The 19,977-nt window shown below is 71.7% G+C and carries 17 protein-coding genes and 2 riboswitches; of the genes, 4 read left to right on the top strand and 13 right to left on the bottom strand.

Annotation, left to right across the window (positions count from 1 at the left end):
• Positions 1-3 precede the first annotated feature (3 nt).
• The 3 genes from JTN19_RS03635 (at position 4) to JTN19_RS03625 (ending at position 2,520) form a co-directional block, all read left to right on the top strand.
• The gene (locus tag JTN19_RS03635) at positions 4-903 is read left to right on the top strand and encodes a P-loop NTPase family protein (RefSeq protein ID WP_206930549.1); all 900 of its coding nucleotides are present in this window, start codon (positions 4-6) and stop codon (positions 901-903) included.
• On the top strand, positions 900-1,646 hold the full coding sequence (locus tag JTN19_RS03630) for a nucleotide-binding protein (RefSeq protein ID WP_242530821.1): 747 nt from the start codon (positions 900-902) through the stop codon (positions 1,644-1,646). The genes JTN19_RS03635 and JTN19_RS03630 overlap by 4 nt, the downstream gene beginning before the upstream one ends.
• 73 nt (positions 1,647-1,719) lie before the next feature.
• Positions 1,720-2,520 carry an SAM-dependent methyltransferase gene (locus tag JTN19_RS03625; RefSeq protein ID WP_206930547.1) on the top strand — a complete coding sequence of 267 codons (801 nt, stop codon included), beginning with the start codon at positions 1,720-1,722 and terminating at the stop codon, positions 2,518-2,520.
• 8 nt (positions 2,521-2,528) lie between these two features.
• Here the strand turns inward: JTN19_RS03625 and JTN19_RS03620 are convergent, their stop codons facing one another.
• The 13 genes from JTN19_RS03620 to JTN19_RS03560 form a co-directional block, all read right to left on the bottom strand.
• Positions 2,529-3,854 (bottom strand): TldD/PmbA family protein, encoded by a 1,326-nt coding sequence (locus JTN19_RS03620; protein ID WP_206930546.1) that lies wholly within the window; start codon positions 3,852-3,854, stop codon positions 2,529-2,531.
• A complete protein-coding gene (locus JTN19_RS03615) occupies positions 3,851-5,116 on the bottom strand; it encodes a M16 family metallopeptidase (RefSeq protein WP_206930545.1) in 1,266 nt (421 codons plus the stop codon). Before JTN19_RS03615 ends, JTN19_RS03620 begins: the two co-directional genes overlap by 4 nt.
• 17 nt (positions 5,117-5,133) lie before the next feature.
• Positions 5,134-6,540 carry a threonine synthase gene (thrC, locus tag JTN19_RS03610; RefSeq protein ID WP_206930544.1) on the bottom strand — a complete coding sequence of 469 codons (1,407 nt, stop codon included), beginning with the start codon at positions 6,538-6,540 and terminating at the stop codon, positions 5,134-5,136.
• A 33-nt stretch (positions 6,541-6,573) separates the two neighbouring features.
• Positions 6,574-9,465, bottom strand: a complete 2,892-nt coding sequence (gcvP, locus tag JTN19_RS03605) for an aminomethyl-transferring glycine dehydrogenase (RefSeq protein ID WP_206930543.1) — start codon at positions 9,463-9,465, stop codon at positions 6,574-6,576.
• Positions 9,462-9,836 carry a glycine cleavage system protein GcvH gene (gcvH, locus tag JTN19_RS03600; protein WP_184381775.1) on the bottom strand — a complete coding sequence of 125 codons (375 nt, stop codon included), beginning with the start codon at positions 9,834-9,836 and terminating at the stop codon, positions 9,462-9,464. Before gcvH ends, gcvP begins: the two co-directional genes overlap by 4 nt.
• A gap of 13 nt (positions 9,837-9,849) precedes the next feature.
• The gene (gene gcvT, locus JTN19_RS03595) at positions 9,850-10,935 is read right to left on the bottom strand and encodes a glycine cleavage system aminomethyltransferase GcvT (RefSeq protein ID WP_206930542.1); all 1,086 of its coding nucleotides are present in this window, start codon (positions 10,933-10,935) and stop codon (positions 9,850-9,852) included.
• 35 nt (positions 10,936-10,970) lie between these two features.
• Positions 10,971-11,080, bottom strand: a riboswitch (glycine riboswitch).
• Positions 11,081-11,183: riboswitch (glycine riboswitch) on the bottom strand.
• A gap of 120 nt (positions 11,184-11,303) precedes the next feature.
• Positions 11,304-12,350 carry a calcium:proton antiporter gene (locus JTN19_RS03590; RefSeq protein WP_206930541.1) on the bottom strand — a complete coding sequence of 349 codons (1,047 nt, stop codon included), beginning with the start codon at positions 12,348-12,350 and terminating at the stop codon, positions 11,304-11,306.
• On the bottom strand, positions 12,347-13,495 hold the full coding sequence (locus JTN19_RS03585) for an MFS transporter (RefSeq protein WP_206930540.1): 1,149 nt from the start codon (positions 13,493-13,495) through the stop codon (positions 12,347-12,349). The genes JTN19_RS03590 and JTN19_RS03585 overlap by 4 nt, the downstream gene beginning before the upstream one ends.
• Complete coding sequence (locus tag JTN19_RS03580) at positions 13,495-14,283, bottom strand: competence/damage-inducible protein A (RefSeq protein WP_206930539.1); 789 nt, start codon at positions 14,281-14,283, stop codon at positions 13,495-13,497. Before JTN19_RS03580 ends, JTN19_RS03585 begins: the two co-directional genes overlap by 1 nt.
• 9 nt (positions 14,284-14,292) lie before the next feature.
• Positions 14,293-15,255: a bifunctional GNAT family N-acetyltransferase/(deoxy)nucleoside triphosphate pyrophosphohydrolase gene (locus JTN19_RS20320; RefSeq protein WP_206930538.1), complete on the bottom strand. Its 963-nt coding sequence runs from the start codon at positions 15,253-15,255 to the stop codon at positions 14,293-14,295.
• A 74-nt stretch (positions 15,256-15,329) separates the two neighbouring features.
• Positions 15,330-16,517 (bottom strand): acyltransferase family protein, encoded by a 1,188-nt coding sequence (locus JTN19_RS03570; RefSeq protein WP_206930537.1) that lies wholly within the window; start codon positions 16,515-16,517, stop codon positions 15,330-15,332.
• Between the two features lie 164 nt (positions 16,518-16,681).
• Positions 16,682-17,914 carry a bifunctional glutamate N-acetyltransferase/amino-acid acetyltransferase ArgJ gene (gene argJ, locus JTN19_RS03565; RefSeq protein ID WP_206930536.1) on the bottom strand — a complete coding sequence of 411 codons (1,233 nt, stop codon included), beginning with the start codon at positions 17,912-17,914 and terminating at the stop codon, positions 16,682-16,684.
• Positions 17,915-17,919: 5 nt separating this feature from the next.
• Positions 17,920-18,885 (bottom strand): peptidylprolyl isomerase, encoded by a 966-nt coding sequence (locus JTN19_RS03560; RefSeq protein WP_206930535.1) that lies wholly within the window; start codon positions 18,883-18,885, stop codon positions 17,920-17,922.
• A 260-nt stretch (positions 18,886-19,145) separates the two neighbouring features.
• On the opposite strand from JTN19_RS03560, the gene cnbZ reads away from it, so the two are divergent.
• On the top strand, positions 19,146-19,898 hold the full coding sequence (cnbZ, locus tag JTN19_RS03555) for a 2-amino-5-chloromuconate deaminase CnbZ (protein WP_206930534.1): 753 nt from the start codon (positions 19,146-19,148) through the stop codon (positions 19,896-19,898).
• The last annotated feature ends 79 nt before the right edge of the window (positions 19,899-19,977 follow it).

Here is a 19,977-nt window from a genome sequence, read left to right as displayed (position 1 = left end):
TCCATGCAGCTGCGCGTCTTCCATGGCCGCAATGCCTCGCTGGCGCTGGCCGCCGCGCGTGACGCGCTGGGGGAGGAGGCCATCATCCTCGACACCCGGCGCGTGGGCGGGGGGGTGGAGGTGACGGCCGCGCTCGACGTGGCGGAACCGCTGCTGATCCCGCCCGAGGGCGCGGCCGCGCCGCTGGACCTTCCACCCGCGCTCGCGCGGCACAACCTGCCCGCGCCGCTGGCCATGCGGCTGGGCCAGGGGCGGCTGGCGCCGGCGCTGGCCGCGCATCTCGCCTTCGCGCCGCTACCGCTGGAGCGGCCGCTGCTGCTAGTGGGCCCGCCCGGCGCGGGCAAGACGCTGACCTGCGCGAAGCTCGCCGCGCGCGCCACCATGGCCGGGCAGACCCCGCTGGTGGTGACGGCCGATGGCGCGCGGGCGGGTGCCGTGGAACAGCTCGCCGCCTTCACGCGGCTGCTGCGGTTGACGCTGGCCGTCGCCGCCCAGCCCGAGGTGCTGGCCAAATCCGTGCAGCGGCGCGAACCCGGCCAGCCCGCCTTCCTGGACGGCTTCGGCTGCGACCCCTTCGACGCTTCCCAGGCCGAACGCCTGCACCGCCTCATCGAGGCCGCGGGCGCGACGCCCGTGCTGGTGCTGCCCGGCGGGCTGGACGCCGAGGAAAGCGCCGACCTGGCCCGCGCCTTCCACCTGCTGGGCGCGCGGCACATGATCGCCACGCGCCTCGACAGCGCGCGGCGCCTGGGCGGCGTGCTGGCCGCCGCCGCCGCGGGCCTGGCGCTGACCGAGGCCGGCATCGGCCCGCAGGTGGCGCGCGGCCTGCACCCTCTTTCCGCCGAATGGCTGGCCGCGCGCCTCAGCGCCGCCCCCGGCACACCCCTGGAGTGCGCGCCATGACGCGACTGACGGTCATCGCCTCCGGCAAGGGGGGTGTGGGGAAGACCTGCCTCGCCATCGGCCTCGCCCAGGCGCTGGCGGAGGGGGGTGCGCGCACGGCGCTGGTGGATGGCGATCTCGGGCTCGCCAATGTGGATGTGCAGCTGGGCGTGACGCCGGCGCGGGACCTCGGCCATGTGCTGACCGGCGCCTGCACGGCGGAACAGGCGCTGACGCCGCACCCCGCCGGCTTCGCCCTGCTGCCGGGCCGGTCGGGCGCCGCGGGGCTGGCTTCGCTGGGGGCCGAGGGGCTGGACCGCATGGTGGCCCTGCTGCGCGCCCTGCCAGTGGAGGAGGTGGTGCTGGACCTCGGCGCCGGCCTCTCCCTCGCGCAGCGCCGCCTGGCCGCCGCGGCGGACCTTTTGCTGGTCGTCGTCACCGAGGAACCCACCTCCCTGACCGACGCCTATGCCGTGCTGAAACTGCACCGGACGGATGGCGGGGGCCAGGCCGCGCTGGTCGCCAACATGGTGCAGGGCCCGGCCCAGGCCGCGCGGGTGCATGGCGCGCTGGACCAGGCCTGCCGGCATTTCCTGGGCCAGGGGGTGAAGCTGCTGGGCCATGTGCGGCGCGACGCCAAGGTGCCGGCCGCCATCCGCGCCCAGGCCCCGCTGCTGACGCGCCACCCGGCCAGCCCCGCCGCCCGGGATTTGCGGATCTTGGCGGCGGCGTTGCGGGCCACCCCCCTCGGAAAGGCCGCGTGACACCCCATCTCACCTTGCGATGTCATCGCTTGCCACACGCCAGGCCCGCAGGGTTGCCCGTTACTATCGTTGGTTGGACGGGCTGTCCTTCTTCGAGGAGCGCCGCGCGGAGGGCGAGGCCGCCCACCCCATCCACCGCGCCCTGACCGACCCGGACGGCGGTGCGCCCTCGCCCTATGTGCTGCACCGGTTGATGCTGGAGGGGGTGGCGCTGCCCGAGGCGCCGCGCGTGCTCGATGCCGGCTGCGGCTATGGCGCGACCATGCTGGACCTGGCACCGCGCCTGGGCGGGGACTGGACGGGGCTGACCCTGTCCGAGGCGCAGCGCCAGCGCGGCGGTGCGGCCCTGGCGGCGGCGGGGCTGGCCGACCAGGCGCGCATCCGCGTGCAATCCTATGACATGCCGCCGCCCGGGCCCTTCGACCTGATCATCGGCATCGAGAGCCTGATCCATTCCGCGGCACCCGCGGCGACCATCGCCGTGCTGGCCTCGGTGCTGGCGCCGGGCGGGCACCTGGTCATGGTGGACGACATGCCGGAGGAGGCCATGCCGCCCGAGGCCGCGCGCCGCTTCGCCCTGTTCCGCCGCTACTGGCGCTGCCCGGTGGCGCCCACACGCGCGGGCTGGGTGCGGGCCATGGAGGAGGCGGGGCTGACGCTGGTGGAAGAGCGCGACCTCTCGCCGCTGCTGCGGGTGCGCAGCAGGGACCAGGCGGAACCCCGCCTGCGTGAGCTGAAGGCCTGGCGCCCGCGGCTGCGGCGCGCGCTGGGCTTCGGCGTGCGCGCGGAGGCGGAGATCGGCGGGATCATGCTGGAAACCCTCCAGACGGAGGGCTTCGTGCGGTATCGTCTGCTGGTGGCGCGGAAGGGGTAGGCGCGCGTTTACGCCCCCGCCAGCGTCATCCCATCCACGCGCAGCGTCGGCGCATCGGTGCCGCGCTTGAATTCCAGGTCATCGGCGGCGGTGAGCGCGCGGAACATCTCAGGCAGCTTGCCCGCGATGGTGATCTCGCCCACCGGCTCGGCCAGTTGCCCGTCGCGGATCATGAAGCCGGCGGCCCCGCGCGAGTAATCGCCCGTCAGGCCATTCACCCCCATGCCGATGAGCTCGGTGACGTAGAGACCCAGCTTGATGTCCGCCGTCAGCGCGGCGGGCGAGAGGTGGCCCGCCTCCAGCCAGAGATTGGTGGGCGAGGGCGAGGGCGGCCCGCCCGTGCCGCGCGCCGCATGGCCGGTGGAGGCGAGGCCGAGCTGCGCGGCACTCCGGCTGTCCAGCAGCCAGGTGGTGAGCACGCCATCCTCGACCAGGGCGCGGCGCTGGCCCGCCTGGCCCTCGCCGTCGAAGGGGCGGGAGCGGGGGCCGCGCGGGCGCAGCGGGTCATCCACCACGTTCATCCCGCGCGGCAGGATCTGCGTGCCCATGGCATCCTTCAGGAAGGAGGTGCCGCGCGCGATGGAGGCGCCATTGATCGCGCCCACCAGATGCCCCAGCAGCGAGGACGCGACGCGCGGGTGATAGACCACCGGCAGCACGGCGGATTTGGGCCGCGTGGGGTTCAGCCGCGCCACCGCCTGTTCGCCGGCACGGCGGCCGATGGCGGCGGCGTCCTCCAGTTCGGAGAGGTAGACGGCGCTGGCATAGTCATAGTCGCGCTGCATGCCGGTGCCCTCGCCGGCCAGGGCGGTGGCGGAGACGCTGTGCGAACCGCGCCCATACTCACCGAAGAAGCCGCGCGAGGTGGCGAGGCTGCGCGTGCCGCGCGACCAGCCGGCGGAGGCACCCTCGCTGTTGGTCACGCCCTTCACGGCGAGCGCCGCTTCCTCGGCGAGCGCGGCGCGGGCCAGCAGCGCCTCGGCCTCGGGCGCCTCGCCGTCATCGAGGTCGAGCGCGGCCATGCTGGGGGCCGGCGCGTCCAGGATTTGCGCGAAGCGGTCCTCGGGCACGATCCGCGCCATGGCGACGGCGCGTTCGGCCAGGGCGGCGAAACCTCCAGGGCGTGCCTCGGTGGCGCTGACGATGGCGACGCGCTGGCCCACGAAGACGCGCAGCCCGAGGTCCACGCCCTCGCTGCGCTCCAGCTGCTCGATCTCGCCCAGGCGCCGCTGCACGGCCAGCGAGGCCGAGCGCACCAGCAGCGCATCGGCCTGGTCGGCGCCCGCGCGCTTCGCGGCGTCGAGCAGCGCGCCCAACAGGTCCTGGCTGTTCATGCCGCCAGCTTCTCCGCGATCTGGGCCAGCCCCGGCACGCGGCCGATGGGGCCCATGGTCGCCAGTGTGGGCCGCGCGCGGAAGAGGCGGTGCGCGGCGCGCTGGATGTCCTCGACCGTCACGGCGGCGATGCGGGCCTTGGTTTCCTCGATGGGGATGACGCGGCCATGGATCTGGATGTGCCGCGCGATCTGCTCGCAGCGGCTGCCGGTGGATTCCAGCGACATGAGCAGCGAGGCGCGAAGCTGCGCCTTGGCGCGGTCCAGCTCCTCCTGCGTCACGTCGAGCTGGACGCGGCGGAGTTCCTCGACGGCCACGGGCACCAGTTCCGCCGCCTGCTCCTCGCCCGTGCCGGCGTAGAGGGCGAAGATGCCGCTGTCCTGGTAGGGGTGCGCGAAGGAGTAGATGGAATAGACGAGCCCCCGCCGCTCCCGGATTTCCTGGAACAGGCGCGAGGACATGCCGCCGCCCAGCAGGGTGGAGAGCAGCAGCACCGGGTAGTGGTCGCGGTCCGTGTAGTGGGCGGAGGGGAAGCCCAGCACCAGGTGCACCTGGTCGAGGTCGCGCTCCTCGCGGAATTCGCCGCCCAGGTAGCGCGCGGCCTCGGGGGTCGGGGGCGCCACCTGGGGCAGGTCCGCGAAATGCGCCTGCACCAGTTCCAGCACCGCCTCGTGCGAGACGGCGCCGGCCGCGGCCACCACGGTGCGCGACGGGCCGTAGTGGCGCGCCATGTAGCCGGTCAGTGCCTCGCGCTTCATGGTCTCGATGGTCTGCTCGGTGCCGAGCGTGGGCCGGCCCATGGGCTGCTCGGGGAAGCAGGCGTGCTGGAAATGGTCGAAGATGATGTCGTCCGGCGTGTCGTTCGCCTGGCCGATCTCCTGCAGGATGACGCCGCGTTCGCGCTCCAGCTCCTCGGGCGTCAGGGTGGAGTGGCAGAGGATGTCGCCAATGATGTCGGCGGCGAGGCCCAGATCTTCCTTCAGCACCTTGCAGTAATAGGCGGTCTGCTCGCGCGCCGTGTAGGCGTTGATGTGGCCGCCGACATTCTCGATCTCGCGCGCGATGGCGGCCGCGTCGCGGCGCGCCGTGCCCTTGAAGGCCATGTGTTCGAGGAAGTGGGAGGCGCCGTTCTCCGGCGCGCTCTCATGCCGCGTGCCGGCATGGACATAGGCGCCGATGGAGACGGTCTCGACGCGCGGCATGTGGTCGGTGACGACGACGAGGCCCGAAGGCAGGGTGGTGAGGCGGAGGGATTCGGACATGGGGTGTATGTGGTCCTTCACGCCGCGTTGCGGAGGGCGTGCGCGCGCACGAAGCCCTGGGCGGCGGCGAGGTCATTGGGCAGCACCGAGAAACGCTCCGGCCGGTCATAGAGATCAGCGAGCGCCGGCGGCAAGGGCGGGCGGAAGCCCGTGGCCTGCTGCACCGCGTCGGGGAACTTCGCGGGATGCGCTGTGGCGGCGGTAATGACGGGGATGGAGGCATCCGCCGGCGCATGGGCGCGGGCGGCGGCGAGGCCGATGGCCGTGTGCGGGTCCGCCAGATAGTCCGCCGCCGCGTGCCAGTGGCGGATTTCGGCCAGCGTGTCCTCGTCCGACAGCGCGAAGCCGGTGAAGGCGGCGCTGGCCTGGCGCCAGGCGGCGTCGGGCACGGGCATGCGGCCAGTGGCGCGGAAATCCTGCATCATGCGGGCGGTGGCGCGCGGGTCGCGGCCCAGCAGCTCGAACAGCAGGCGCTCGAAATTGGAGCTGACCTGGATGTCCATCGAGGGCGAGAGCGAGGGCTCCACCGGCCGCGCCGACATGTCATTGGCCGTGAGGAAGCGCGTGAGGATGTCGTTGCGGTTGGACGCCACGATGAAGTGGCTGATGGGCAGGCCCATGCGCTTCGCCGCCCAGGCCGCCAGCACATTGCCGAAATTGCCGGTGGGGACGGAGACGGCCACCTCGCGCTCCGGCGCGCCAAGCGCGAGTGCCGATGCGACGTAATAGGGAATCTGCGCCGCGATGCGCGCCCAGTTGATGGAATTCACCGCCGCCAGCCGCATCTCGGTGCGGAAGGGCGCGTCCACGAACATGGCCTTCACCATGTCCTGGCAATCGTCGAACGACCCCTGGATGGCGAGGTTCGCCACGTTGGGGGACATGACGGTCGTCATCTGCCGGCGCTGCACCTCGCTGGTGCGGCCCTCGGGGTGGAGGATGACGATGTCCACCGAGGCGCGGTCGCGGCAGGCCTCGATGGCGGCCGATCCCGTGTCGCCGCTGGTGGCGCCCACGATGGTGATGCGCTCGCCGCGCTTCGCCAGCACATGGTCGAAGAGGCGGCCCAGCAATTGCAGCGCCACATCCTTGAAGGCGAGCGTCGGGCCGTGGAACAGCTCCAGCGCGAAGTCGCGGGGACCCAGCTGCACCAGCGGCACCACGGCCGGGTGGCGGAAGCTGGCATAGGCGTCGCGCGTCAGGGCGTGCAGTTCGTCGAAGCCCAGCGCATCGCCCGTGAAGCGATGGAGGATGCGGGCCGACAGCTCCGCGAAGGGCAGGCCGCGCAGGGCGTGCCATTCGGCCGGCGTCGGCGTCGGCCAGGTCTCGGGCACGAACAGCCCGCCATCCTCGGCCAGGCCGGCGAGCAGGACATCCTCGAAGCCGCGGGGGGCGGCTTCGCCTCGGGTGGAGATGTAGCGCATGGGGCAGGAGATAGCGCCTCCCGCCCCCACTTGCTACTCCGCCGCCTGGAGCGTCACCGTGGCGGCATATTCCTCCAGCGGCGCGCAGGTGCAGACCAGGTTGCGGTCGCCATAGACATTGTCCACCCGCTTCACCGGCGGCCAGTACTTGGCGGCGCGCACCCAGGGCAGCGGGAAGGCGGCCTGTTCGCGCGAGTAGGGGTGGGTCCAGCTGGTGGCCATCACCTCCGCCGCCGTGTGGGGGGCGTTCTTCAGCGGGTTGTCGGCCCGGTCCATCCGGCCCTGCTCCACCGCGCGGATTTCGGCGCGGATGGCGATCATGGCCTCGATGAAGCGGTCCAGTTCCGCCTTGGTCTCGCTCTCCGTCGGCTCCACCATCAGCGTGCCCGACACGGGCCAGGACATGGTGGGGGCGTGGAAGCCGTAATCCTGGAGGCGCTTGGCGATGTCCTCGACCATCACGCCGCCGCCCTGCTGGAAGCCGCGGCAGTCCAGGATGCACTCATGCGCCACCATGCCCTGCCCGCCACGGTAGAGGATGGGGAAGTGGTCGCGCAGCCGGGCCGCCATGTAGTTGGCGTTGAGGATGGCGACCTCGGTCGCGCGCGTCAGCCCCTCGCCGCCCATCATGCGGATATAGGCGTAGCTGATGGGCAGGATGGCGGCGCTGCCGAAGGGCGCGGCGCTGACCGGGCCGAAGCCCGTGGCGGGGCCGGCCTCGGCCACCAGCGGGTGGTTGGGCAGGTGGGGCGCCAGGTGCGCCGCGACGCCGATCGGCCCCACGCCGGGCCCGCCGCCGCCATGCGGGATGCAGAAGGTCTTGTGCAGGTTCAAATGGCACACATCGGCGCCGATGGCCGCCGGTGAGGTCAGCCCCACCTGCGCGTTCATGTTGGCGCCATCCATGTAGACCTGCCCGCCCTGGTCGTGGATGACGGCGCAGATTTCGCGGATCCGCTCCTCATACACGCCATGGGTGGAGGGGTAGGTCACCATCAGCGCGGCCAGGTTCGGCCCGTGCTGGGCCGCCTTCGCGCGCAGGTCGTCCAGGTCCACGTTGCCGTCGCGGTCGCAGGCGGTCACCACCACCTTCATGCCCGCCATCACCGCGCTGGCGGGGTTGGTGCCATGCGCGCTGGAGGGAATGAGGCAGATGTTCCGGTGCCCCTCGCCCCGCGCCTGGTGATAGGCGCGGATGGCGAGCAGCCCCGCATATTCGCCCTGGCTGCCCGCATTGGGCTGGAGCGACACGGCCGCGAAGCCGGTCACGCCGCACAGCCAGGCCTCAAGCTGCCGGATCATGGCCAGGTAGCCGCGCGCCTGGTCCACCGGCGCGAAGGGATGGATGTCCGCGAAGCCCGGGAAGGTGACGGGGATCATCTCCGCCGTCGCGTTCAGCTTCATGGTGCAGGAGCCGAGCGGGATCATGGAGCGGTTCAGCGCCACGTCCTTGTCCTCCAGCCGCTTCATGTAGCGCAGCATGGCGTGCTCGGCGTGGTGGGTGTTGAACACCTCGGCCGTGAGGAAGGCGCTGGCGCGGTGCAGGCCAGAGGGAATGCCGCCCGCGGTGGCGCCCAGTTCCACGCCGCCCAGCAGCTTGGCGAGCGTGGCGAGTTCGGCGCGCGTCACCGTCTCGTCCAGCGCCACGGCCACGGCGTCCGTGCCCACGCGGCGCAGGTTGAAGCCGGCGGTCAGCGCGGCCTCCATCAGCGCCTCGGTGCGCGCGCCCGTCTCCACCACGATGGTGTCGAAGAAGGCGTCATGGCGCAGCGTGAAGCCGCCCTCGCGCGCCGCACCGGCCAGCATGCGGGCCTGGAGCGCCACGCGGCGGGCGATGCGCTTCAGCCCCTCCGGCCCGTGCCAGACGGCATACATCGAGGCCATGACCGCCAGCAGCACCTGGGCGGTGCAGATGTTGGAGGTGGCCTTCTCGCGGCGGATATGCTGCTCGCGCGTTTGCAAAGCGAGGCGCATGGCCGGCGCGCCGGCCGCATCCACCGAGACGCCGACCAGCCGGCCCGGCAGGCTGCGCTTCAGCGCATCCTTCACCGCGATGAAGCCCGCATGCGGCCCGCCATAACCGAGCGGCACGCCGAAGCGCTGGGAGGAACCGACGACGATATCGGCGCCCATCTCGCCCGGCGGCGTCACCAGCGTCAGCGCCAGCAGATCGGCGGCGACGATGGCGAGCGCGCCGGCCTCATGCGCGGCCTGGATTTCGGGGGCGATGTCACGCAGCGCGCCGGTCGTGCCGGGATATTGCGTGACGACGGCGAAGGGCTTTTGGGCGGCGATCACCTCGGCCAGCTTGGCGGGCGCGGCCAGGACCAGCTTGATGCCGACAGGTTCCGCGCGCACGCGCAGCACGGCGATGGTCTGCGGGTGGCAATCCTCGGCCACCACCAGCACATCGCCCTTCCCTTTGTGGGCGGAGTGGGCGAGCGTGACCGCCTCGGCCGCCGCCGTCGCCTCGTCGAGCAGCGAGGCGCCGGCCACGGGCAGGCCCGTCAGGTCGCAGATCATGGTCTGGAAGTTGACCAGCGCCTCCAGCCGCCCCTGGGCGATTTCCGCCTGGTAGGGCGTGTAGGCGGTGTACCAGCCCGGGTTTTCCAGGATGTTCCGCAAGATCACCGGCGGCGTGTGCGTACCGTGATAGCCCATGCCGATCAGGGACCGCTTGCGGATGTTGCGCTCGCTCAGCGCGCGCAGCTCCGCGATGGCCGCGGCCTCGTTCACCGGGGCCGGCAGCGCGGAAAAGTCCACGCCGCGGATGCCGGCGGGGACGGTGCGGCCCACCATCTGCTCGAGGCTGGTGCAGCCGACCACCTCCAGCATCTGCTGGATCTCGGCCTCGGTGGGGCCGATGTGGCGGCGGATGAATTCGCCCTGGTCCTCCAGGGCGCGCAATTCGTCGAGCGTGCTCATGCGAGGCTGTCCACGAAGGCGTTGTAGGCGTCGGCGTCCAGCAGATCATCCGGCAGGGCGCCGCTGGCCTCGATCTTGAAGAACCAGCCGGCGCCGGTCGGTTCCGCATTCACCTTGGAGGGGTCGTCGGTCAGCGCCTCGTTCACCTCCACCACGCGGCCGGTGATAGGGGCATAGACGTCGGAGGCGGCCTTCACGCTCTCCACCACGGCGATGGCCTCGCCGGCCGTGACCTCGCGGCCGACCTCGGGCAGGTCCACGAACACCACATCGCCCAGCGCGGTCTGCGCGTGGTCGGTGATGCCGATGACGGCCACCTGGCCCTCCATCCGCAGCCACTCATGGTCCTTGGTGAATTTCAGCTCGGTCATGGCGGTGCGTCCTTCAGCGGGCGTAGCGATGGGGTTGGAAAGGCATGGGCGCGACGCGGGCGGGCAACGCCTTGTCGCGCACGATGAGGTCAAGGGCGGTGCCGTCAGCGGCATGCGGGCGGGCGACATAGCCCATGGCGACGGGGGCGCCGACCGAGGGGCCGAAGCCGCCGGAGGTGATTTCGCCCACCACCTCGCCACCCGCGCGGATTTGCGTGTGCGCGCGCGCGGGCTGGCGGCCCTCCGGGCGCAGGCCCACCCGCAGCCGGGGCGCGCCATTGTCGAGCTGTTCGCGCACGCGCTCGGCGCCGCGGAAATCCCAGGCCATGCGGCGGCGCTTGCCCATGGACCAGACGAGGTTCGCCTCGACGGGCGTGGTCGTCTCGTCCAGGTCGTTGCCGTAGAGGCAGAGGCCCGCCTCCAGCCGCAGGGAATCCCGCGCGCCGAGGCCGGCGGGCATCACGCCCGGCATGGCCAGCAGGGCGCGCGCCAGCGCCTCGGCCTGCTCGGCGGGGACGGAAATTTCCAGCCCGTCCTCGCCCGTGTAGCCGGACCGCGAGGCGATCACCTCGATCCCCGCGATGGTGATGGGCGCGATGCCCATGAAAGTGAGGTCCGTCGGCACCAGCGACGCCACGGCCGGCCCTTGCAGCGCCAGCAAGGCGCGGTCCGGCAGGGGGCGGAGCTTCACGCCGGAAGGCAGCACGCTTTCGATCAGCGGCAAATCCACCTGCTTGCGGCTGGCATTCACCACGAGGAAGAGCCGGTCGCCGAGATTGGCCACCATGAAATCGTCCACGATGCCGCCCGCCTCGTTCAGCAGCAGGCCATAGCGCTGGCGGCCGGGCTTCAGCGCCTGGACATCGGCGGGGGTGAGCTGTTCCAGCGCGGCGGCCGCGCCCTCGCCCACCAGTTCCGCCTGGCCCATGTGGCTCACGTCGAACAGGGCGGCGGCGCTGCGGCAATGCAGGTGCTCGGCCATGATGCCGGCCGGGTATTGCACGGGCATGGAATAGCCCGCGAAGGGCACCATGCGCACGCCCAGCTCCTTGTGGAGCGCGGCCAGAGGCGTTTCGAGAAGCGTATCGGAATCGGCCACGTATCCCCCTGCCGCATCCGCGGCGGTTGCGATCGTGACCCCCCTCTGTCGGAAAACCTGAGAGATTCAGCGCCGGGGGTGGAAGCCCGGTGCCTTACTCCGTCGGTGCCGGCCCCTTGCGGGGTGCCGGGCTTTCCAGAGTGCCCTGTCGCGCGCGGCCCTTTTGCCTGAGCGTTTCCGGGGGCCGGTTGCGCCTTCGGCGACCACCAGGGCACGGGGCCCCGGCGATTCTCTCCCGCACGCGATATGCAGGCCCCGCGGATATGATCCGCTTCGAAGGCGAAAGCAAGGCGGCGAGGGGCGGCATCCAAGCCTTCGACAAGCCGCGCGCCCGCGAAACCGGCAGGCAAGGGCGGCGCTGCCCGCGCTTACGGCAGGAAGGAGAACATCACGAAGGCCGCGAAGATGCTGAGATGGACCATGCCCTCCAGCACCGTGGTCCGCCCGGTGTTGAGGGTGATGGCCAGCATCAGGAAGGTCGTGGCCAGCAGCACGGTCATCGCCGCGTCCAGCCCCAGATGCAGCGGCTGGCCCGTGGCCAGCGCCACCACGGCCACGGCCGGGATGGTCAGCCCCACGCAGGCCAGGACCGAGCCCAGCGTCAGGTTCAGCGCGGCCTGGAGGTTGTTGCGGGCGGCCGCGCGCAGCGCCGTCAGCCCCTCGGGCATCAGCACCAGCAGCGCGATGGCGACACCGACCAGCGAGAGCGGCAGATCCGCCGCCCGCACCCCCGCCTCCAGCACCGGCGCCAGCGCCTTGGCCAGCAGCACCACGCAGACCAGCGACAGCAGCAAAAGCCCGCCCGCCACCAGCGCCGCCATCGCGCCGGGCCCGTTCGCGCCGGCCGCGATGTCATGGTCCGCCACGAATTCCGCCCGGTGCCGCACCAGCTGCACATAGAGGAAGGCGACGTAGAGGCTCAGCGACACCACCGCCACGAAGAGCAGCTGCGGCGGCGAATAGACCGGCCCCGCCGCGCTGATGGTGTGGCTGGGCAGCACCAGCGTCAGCACCGCCAGCGGAATCAGCACCGCCAGGAAGGCGTTGCAGGCGGAGGTGCGGAAGCTCTGCTCGAACCAGCGGCGCCCGCCCAGCAGCAGGCTCAACCCCAGCACGCCGTTCAGCGCGATCATCAGCGCGGCGAAGATGGAATCCCGCGCGACCGTGGGTTCCGCGCCGCCCAGCATCATGGAGACGATCAGCCCCGCCTCGATCACGGTGATGGAGACGGCCAGCACCAGCGCGCCCAGCAGATTGCCCAGGCGCTGCGCCACCGTCTCGGCATGGCGGACGGCGGCGAAGATGACGCCGATCAGCGTCACGGCCACCAGCGGCATGGGCACCAGCCCCGTCACCAGCAGCTCCGCTAGGCCGATGGCCGGGAAGGCCAGGGACCACCACGGGAAGCGCCTCATCGCCGCCGCCCGATCAGGAAGCCCAGCACCACCAGGCCGATCGCGGCCACAACCAGTCCGGCCTCCAGGCCGACGGTCGCGCGGGCAAGGCCCATCAGCGGCGGCCCGGCCGCCTGGCCGATGAAGAAGTGGAAGGCGTGCAGCGCCGTGGCCGAGCCCCGCGCCTGGGGGGCGATCTCGGTCACGCGGGTCTGCAAGGAGTTGTGCAGCATGAAGAAGCCGGTGCCGAGCAGCAGCCCGCCGCCGATGAAGGCCCAGTCCACCCGCGCGCCCGCGAAACACAGCGTGCCCAGCGCGGCCAATGCGCCGCCCAGCATCATCATCCGCGAGGGGCCGAGGCGCCGCACCAGCCAGGGCGCCAGCGCCGTGTAGAGGAAGCCGCCGCAGCCGAAGGCGGCGAGCGTGAACCCGGCCTCCCGCGTGCCGCCCATGCCGTTTTCCAGCAGATGGTTGGCGAAATAGGGGAAGGCACCGAAGACCAGCATGCCCTCGATGCCCACGGCCCAGAACAAAGCGCGGGCGGCGGGGTTGGCCAGCAGCGAACGGTAGCGGGCCAGGGCCTCGTGCAGGCTGAGGCGCCCGCGCGGTTCCGGCACACGGTCGCGCCAGAGGGGGATGACGGCACCGGCCGCCAGCAACGCCGTCAGCAGCATCAGCCCGCGCCAGCCCAGGACGGGTTCCAGCAGCCCCGCCAGCACGCCGCCGGCCATCTGCCCCGCGATGGCGCAGGCGAGGAAGCGGCTGATCGCCACCTGGCGCTCCGCCATGGGCACGCGGTCGCCGAAGAGCGCCAGCGTCACGGGGAAGATGCCGCCGCCGGCGCCCCCGGTCAGCACCCGCATCACCATCAGGAAGAGCAGGGTGGGCGCGAGCGCCGAAGCCGCCAGGAACACCGCCTGGAAGGCGAGCGCGAAGATGATGACGCGTTGCTTGCCCAGCGCATCGGCCACCGGGCCCAGCACGGGCTGCACCAAAGCGAAGGGCAGGGCGAAGGCGGTGGCCAGCAGCGCGACGCGCGCCGGGTCCTCGGCGAAGTCGAAGGCCAGCACGGCCACCAGCGGGTCCGTGATGCGGGTGGCCACCGCCGAGGCGAAGCCCGCCAGCGCGAAGGTCAGGACGAGGCGGTTGTGCTGGGCGCGGGACATCAGGCGGGCGGCGGCTCGCCCTGGATGGGGGTGGCGCCCATGGATCCCAGCATCTCGGTGATGGCGGCGGCGGCGGCCTCGACCTCGGCGGGCGAGACGCCCTTGGCCACCAGCGCAACGCCGCCGCCCGTGAAGCCCTGCGGGCCATGGCTGCGATAGAAGGGATAGCTGCCCACATCCAGCGCGGGGAAGCGCGCCTGCACGGCGGCCAGGGCTTCCGCGATGTTGCCCTCATAGACGCCCAGCGCATGCACCGTGGCCGAGATCACCGGCACGCCCCCGCCCAGCGAGGGCGCCAGCGCCTCGAACATGGACTGCATGATGCGCGGCACGCCCGCCATCACATGCACATTGCCCATGGTGAAGCCGGGTGCGGTGGTCATGGCGCAGCGAATGGGGGTGGCGCCCTGCGGCAGGGTCGCCATGCGAAGGCGCGCGGCGTTGAACTCCACCGGCGGGTCGCGGTGCGCATAGTCCTCGGCCATCAGGGCCCGGGTTTCCTCATGGACCACCCAGGGCACGCCGAAGGCCGCCGCCACGCATTCGCTGGTGATGTCGTCATGGGTGGGGCCGATGCCGCCGGTGGTGAAGACATGGTCGAACTTGGCGCGGACCTCGTTCACCGTGGCCACGATGGTCTCGGGCACGTCGGGAATGACGCGGACCTCGCGCAGCAGGATGCCCATTTCGCCCAGGCGCGTCGCCAGGAATTGCAGGTTGGCGTCTCGGGTGCGGCCGGAGAGCACCTCATTGCCGATGATGAGCAGGCAGGCGGTGGGGTTGGGCATGGGTCTCTCCTACAGGAAGTCCCGCAGCAGGGCGACGAGGGGAATGTCGGCGGGCGGCATGGGGTAGTCCGCCAGCTTCTGCGGGCGCACCCAGGCCAGCGCCTGGCCCTCGTGCGGGGTCACGCGCCCCTCCCATTTGCGGCAGACATAGAGCGGCATCAGCAAATGGAATTTTTCGTAGGCGTGGCTGGCGAAGAAGAGCGGCGAGAGGCAGGCCTCGCGCGTCTCGATGCCCAGCTCCTCGCGCAATTCGCGGATCAGGGCGGCCTCGGGCGTCTCCCCCTCGACCAGCTTGCCGCCGGGGAACTCCCAGAGGCCGGCCATGGATTTCCCCTCGGGCCGCTGGGCCAGCAGCACGCGGCCCTCCACATCCACCAGCGCGCAGGCGACCACCAGCAGGATAGGCTTGGCCGCGGGCTGCGCGACATCCTTGGCCGCTGCCGCGGCGCGGCGGCGGAAGAAGACCACCGGCATGTTGCGGTTGCGCGAGAGGAAGGGTTCCGCCCCCTGCCCCGCCGGCTCGAAGCCGATGGCGCGCAGCACGGCGTGGGAGGCTTCGTTGTCCGTCAGCGCGCTGGCCTCGACTTCCGTGAGGCCCAGCACCCGCTCGCCCCACGCGCACAGCGCCGAGGCGGCCTCCCGCGCGATGCCCTGGCGCCAGAACTTGCGACCGACCCAATAGCCCAGCTCCGCCGGGCCATTTTGGCGCAAGGTCAGCCCCACGCAGCCCACCAGCGCGCCGCCTTGCGTGATGGCGAGGTGACACCCGCTGCCCGCCTCGATCTGCGTGCGGGTGGCGGCGATCCATTCCAGGGCGAGGCCATCGCGGTAGGGGAAGGGCACGCGGGAGAGGTTGCCTGCCACCGAATAGTCATTGACCAGCCGCGTCACATCGGGCGCGTCCGCAGGCTCCAGCGGGCGCAGCACCAGCCTGTCCGTCCGGATGGGAAGTTCAGCGGCGAAGGAGGCCATGGGGTCCGGGAAGTTGGTGGCGGGGCGGGAACCCTGGCGTCAGGTCCCGGCCCACAGGTCCGGACTCCGTCAGTTCAAGGCCTTGCGGAGGATAGACCACCCCGCGCCGGGGAGTAAGCCGCATGGCGCGCCGGCGCCGTGACGGGCAGCGGGCTGACGGCGCCCGCCAAGTACTTCACCCGCATGGCCAGGAAGGGCCGCTCGATCACGTAATAGGACAGGGCGCTGACGGCGATGATGGCCGGCAGCAGCACCAGCAGGAACTCCAGGTACCAGACGCCGCCCAGGAGGGGCATGGTCCAACCATTCTCCATCATGCGGTGATGGAGCATGGCGAAGGGGAAGTGCCAGACATAGATCGAGTAGCTGATGGTGCCGAGCCAGGCGAAGGCGGCGCTGGCCTGGGCGCCGAGGCGCTGCATGGCCTCGCTGGCCGGCAGGGGCCAGCGGAAATGCAGGTAGGCCAGCAGGACGAAGCCATAGGCCGCGCCTTCCAGCAGGGGGCTGAAGGCCCAGGCGATGCTGGGGCTGTGGGGGGTGCCCTCGCCGAAATAGCCGCCCGACCACCAGACGAAGGCCATCAGCCAGCCCTGCAAGGTCAGCAGCGCGACGGCCATCCAGGCGGGGTTGGCCAGCAGCCGGGGCCGCTGCCGGTGCAGCACCGCGAGCAGCATGCCCAGCACGAACTGGTCGAGCCGGCCGAGCAGCGTCCAGTAGGACGCGTCCTGAACCGTGCCGTCCAGGAAGAAGACCAGCAGGCGGACCGAGAGGAACAGCGCCAGGACCCCCGCCAGATACCCCAGCCCCGCCCGCCGCACGAAGATCATCAGCAGGGGGAAGAGCAGGTAGAACTGGAACTCGACCATGATGGTCCAGAGATGCGGGAAGTGCGGCAGCTTCACATCGCTCAGATTGCCGAGGAAGGTGGCGAGCGCCACGAAGGACAGCGCGTCCACCTGGCGCCCGAAGGCGAAGGCCGCGATGCAGACCGCCACGATATAGAGCGGATAGATCCGCAGCAGGCGGTTCATCAGGAAGGCGCGGTACTGCACCTCCCGCCCCAGGCAGATGCTGGTCAGGATGAAACCGGTGAGCACCATGAAGAGCGCGACGCCGCCATAGCCCTCGCGCACCACCAGCAGCAGCGGGTTGTCCTGCTGCGCCAGCATCGGGTGGAAGAAGTGGTAGAGCAGCACGATGAACGCCGCATAGAACCGCAGGTGGTCCAGCCGCGGCATGTAGGCGATGTTGGCGGACTGCATGCGCGATCCTCGCGGGCTTTCCGGGATGGGCCGGGTTGCGCGCGGACGCGACGCGCCACGCTCCCGCTCCCAACGCGCGGGGCCGCCGCGAGGCTGAATGAATTTTCAGAAAAGGTTGCGGCGGGAAAATGGCGGGGGGCCAGGCCGCCCCGCCGCAAGCCGGCTCAGCTTCGGTAGGAGCCGTTGATGTCGATGTAGCCGTGCGTCAAATCGCAGGTCCAGACCGTGGCCTGGCCGCGGCCGAGGCCGATATCCACCGTGATCTCGACCTCGCGGCCCTTCATGTGGGCGACGACCGGCGTCTCGTCATAGCCGGGGATCACGCCGCCCTCGCGCGCCATCCAGGTGCCGCCGACAGCCACGCTGAGCTTGTCACGATCGGCGGGTTCGCCGGCCTTGCCCACGGCCATGACGATGCGGCCCCAATTGGCGTCCTCGCCCGCGATGGCGGTCTTGACCAGGGGCGAATTGGCGATGGCCATGCCGATGCGGTGCGCGGACTTCGCGCTGACCGCGCCGGTCACGTTGATGGTGATGAGTTTCTGGGCGCCCTCGCCATCGCGGGCCACCATCAGCGCCAGCTCATGCAGCACCTCCTCCAGCGCGCGGCGGAAGTCGCGCAGCAGGGTGGGCGGGCTGTCCGCCGTTACGCGCGGGTGCTTGGCCTGACCCGTCGCGAAGAGCAGCACGGTGTCGGAGGTGGAGGTGTCGCTGTCCACCGTCACGCAGTTGAAGCTCTTGGCGTTGCCGCGCGTCAGCAGCTTTTGCAGCACGGGCGCGGGGATTTTCGCGTCGGTCGCGATGAAGGACAGCATCGTCGCCATGTCGGGCGCGATCATCCCGCTGCCCTTGGCGATGCCGTTGATGGTGACCGTGGCATCCCCGATGCGCGCCGTGCGGGTGGCGGCCTTGGGGAAGGTGTCGGTGGTCATGATGGCGCGGGCGGCGGCGGCCCAGCCCTCTTCCTTCAGCCCCTCCACCACGCGCGGCAGGGCGGCCAGCAGCACGTCCGTCGGCAGGCGTTCGCCGATGACGCCGGTGGAGGCGATGAAGACCTCGCGCGGCTTGCAGCCCACCAGGGCGGCGGTCTCGGCGGCCGTGCGCTCACAGGTCTCGCGGCCGGCGCGGCCGGTGAAGACGTTGCTGTTGCCGGCATTCACCACCAGCGCCCGCGCCTTGCCGCCCTTCAGCGCGGCACGGCACCAATCCACCGGGGCGCCCGGGCATTTGTTCATGGTGAAGACGCCCGCCACGGTGGTGCCCGGCGCGAAGCGGAACACCGTCATGTCCTCGCGCGCCTTGTAGCGGATGCCGGCCGCGACGGAGCCGCATTCGGCGCCGGCAAGGGCCGGCATCTCCGGCAGGGGGAGGGCCAGAGGGGAAACAGCGAGGGCCATGGGTCTTACCGGCGGGCGGGGGGTGGCGGGGGAACGGCCTGGATGGGGCCGGGCGCGGGGGTCGCGGCGGGGGGTTCCACGCGCTCGATCGTGGTGGCGGCGCGCACGCGTTCGATCACGGCGTTCACCTCCTCCTCGATCATGCGCTGGCGCAGCGTGTCGCGCGCCTCCTCGAAGGCGGGGCCGCGGGTGGTGCGGCGTTCCTCGACGCGGATCACATGCCAGCCGAACTGGGTGCGGACAGGTTGGGGGCTGAGCTGGCCCGGCTGCAGCGCGAAGGCGGCATTGGCGAATTCGGGCACCATGTCGCCGCGGCTGAAGAAGCCCAGGTCACCGCCATTGCGGCCGGCGGGGTCGGTGGAGCGGCTGCGCGCCACCTCCTCGAAATTCGCCCCGCCCTGGATCTGGGTGATGATGGCGCGGGCATCGGCCTCATTGGCCACCAGGATGTGGCGGGCGCGGACCTCTTCCTGCTCGGGCGCGGCCGCCTGGTCGCGGGCGTGGCGGGCGCGGAGCGCCTCGTCGGTCAGGCGGGGCAGGACCTCGCGGCGCAGCAGGGTGTCGCGCAGCGCGTTCTCCTCGAAGGCGCGCATGCGGGCCTGGAATTCGGGGTCGTCCTGGAGGTTCGCGCGGCGGGCGGCGATGACCATGGCGCGGTCGGAAATGGCGCGGTCCAGCAGTTGGTTGAACACCTCGGGCGGCAGCATGGTCCGCAGCACCTGGGGCGGCACGGTGCGGAGTTCGGGCGGCATGGCCTCGGCGGCGGCGGCGATCACCTCCTCCAGCCGGATTTCCTGCCCGTCCACGCGGGCGAGGACCGGGTTGGGGTCGGCGGCGGGGGCGGGCGCGGCGGCCGGAGGGGTGGCGGCGGGCGGCGCGGCGGCGGGCGGGCGGGCCGGCGCCTGGGCATGGACGCCCGGCGCCAGGAACGTGCCGGCCAGCAGCAGGGCGGCGAGGGGGAAACGGGCCATCGGCGAAGCCTTCACAACAAGGCTCCGACAATGGCCGATGGCCCGTGCGCCCACAACCCGCCCGGTGGGGCGTGTTACACCGGGATGGATGAGGCGCCGGCAGCGTTTGGGCGACTGACTCACCGCTCCGGCGTCCCGCCTCCGCGGATCAGGCGCCGGCCGTGTTTGGGCGACTGATTCACCGCTCCGGCGTCCCGCCTCCGCGGATCAGGCGCCGGCCGACCATTGACAGCCCCGCCCGCGCGCGAAACCGTGTCGGCATGAGCACGAAAACCACGCCCGCCGGCGGCTACCGCTTCATCCCCGCCGTCTTCCAGTATTCGGGCGGCGTGGCCGCCGAGCCCGGCTTCCGGCTGGAGCGCGCCCGCTTCTCCCGCCCCGTGCCCCTGGCCGAGGGCTTCGACCGCATCGCCGCCCATCTGGACGCTCTGGGCCGCCCCCGCACGGCCTTCGCGGCCTGCGAACTCCGCAGCCCCGCCCCCTTCACCGAGGAGGGCTTCACCGCCTTCAACCGCGTCTATTTCGGCGTGCTGGAATCCTGGGGCGTGGTGGTGGACGGGCAGAACCCCGTGGCCCGCAGCAATGTCTGCCCCGAGATCGCCCCCCCGCCCGAGCCGAGCTTCCACGCCTTCTCCTACACGGTGGTGGACCCGGGCGCGGCGCCCAGCTTCGTCGTGGCGGGGTCCGGCGAGGCGCGCGAGGGCCGCGCCACCTATGAGGAGAGCATCGTCGCCCCGGGCGACACCTCGCCCGCCGGCATGGCGGCCAAGGCCGGCTACGTGCTGGGCGAGATGGAGCGCCGCATGTCGGCCCTCGGCTTCGGCTGGGCCGACACCACCGATGTGCAGGTCTATACGGTGTTCGACTTCAGCGCCCTCTTCCTGCCGGAGATGGTGGCGCGCGGCGCCGCCCGGCACGGCGTCACCTGGCAACCCTGCCGCCCGCCCGTGCGGGGGCTCGATTTCGAGATGGATTGCCGGGGCCTCGCGCGGGAAATCGTGTTGCCGGCGTAATATGGCCGCGGTTGACCCTGGGGGGGCCGGGACCTATCTCTGACGCTCCCCAGGGGTGCAAGCATTCCGTGCCGCATTC

The organism is Roseococcus thiosulfatophilus (genome assembly GCF_017311575.1).
GTDB lineage: Bacteria > Pseudomonadota > Alphaproteobacteria > Acetobacterales > Acetobacteraceae > Roseococcus > Roseococcus thiosulfatophilus.
Note: the sequence above shows the minus strand (reverse complement) of the source record. Positions and strands in the feature narration are given on the sequence as shown.

Excerpts from the sequence above, each read along its gene's own strand:
- JTN19_RS03635 (WP_206930549.1), top strand. The coding sequence starts at position 4 with ATGCAGCTGCGCGTCTTCCATGGCCGCAATGCCTCGCTGGCGCTGGCC.
- JTN19_RS03630 (WP_242530821.1), top strand. The coding sequence starts at position 900 with ATGACGCGACTGACGGTCATCGCCTCCGGCAAGGGGGGTGTGGGGAAG.
- JTN19_RS03620 (WP_206930546.1), bottom strand. The coding sequence starts at position 3,854 with ATGAACAGCCAGGACCTGTTGGGCGCGCTGCTCGACGCCGCGAAGCGC.
- JTN19_RS03615 (WP_206930545.1), bottom strand. The coding sequence starts at position 5,116 with ATGTCCGAATCCCTCCGCCTCACCACCCTGCCTTCGGGCCTCGTCGTC.
- thrC (WP_206930544.1), bottom strand. The coding sequence starts at position 6,540 with ATGCGCTACATCTCCACCCGAGGCGAAGCCGCCCCCCGCGGCTTCGAG.
- gcvP (WP_206930543.1), bottom strand. The coding sequence starts at position 9,465 with ATGAGCACGCTCGACGAATTGCGCGCCCTGGAGGACCAGGGCGAATTC.
- gcvH (WP_184381775.1), bottom strand. The coding sequence starts at position 9,836 with ATGACCGAGCTGAAATTCACCAAGGACCATGAGTGGCTGCGGATGGAG.
- JTN19_RS03590 (WP_206930541.1), bottom strand. The coding sequence starts at position 12,350 with ATGAGGCGCTTCCCGTGGTGGTCCCTGGCCTTCCCGGCCATCGGCCTA.
- JTN19_RS03585 (WP_206930540.1), bottom strand. The coding sequence starts at position 13,495 with ATGTCCCGCGCCCAGCACAACCGCCTCGTCCTGACCTTCGCGCTGGCG.
- JTN19_RS03580 (WP_206930539.1), bottom strand. The coding sequence starts at position 14,283 with ATGCCCAACCCCACCGCCTGCCTGCTCATCATCGGCAATGAGGTGCTC.
- JTN19_RS20320 (WP_206930538.1), bottom strand. The coding sequence starts at position 15,255 with ATGGCCTCCTTCGCCGCTGAACTTCCCATCCGGACGGACAGGCTGGTG.
- JTN19_RS03570 (WP_206930537.1), bottom strand. The coding sequence starts at position 16,517 with ATGCAGTCCGCCAACATCGCCTACATGCCGCGGCTGGACCACCTGCGG.
- argJ (WP_206930536.1), bottom strand. The coding sequence starts at position 17,914 with ATGGCCCTCGCTGTTTCCCCTCTGGCCCTCCCCCTGCCGGAGATGCCG.
- JTN19_RS03560 (WP_206930535.1), bottom strand. The coding sequence starts at position 18,885 with ATGGCCCGTTTCCCCCTCGCCGCCCTGCTGCTGGCCGGCACGTTCCTG.
- cnbZ (WP_206930534.1), top strand. The coding sequence starts at position 19,146 with ATGAGCACGAAAACCACGCCCGCCGGCGGCTACCGCTTCATCCCCGCC.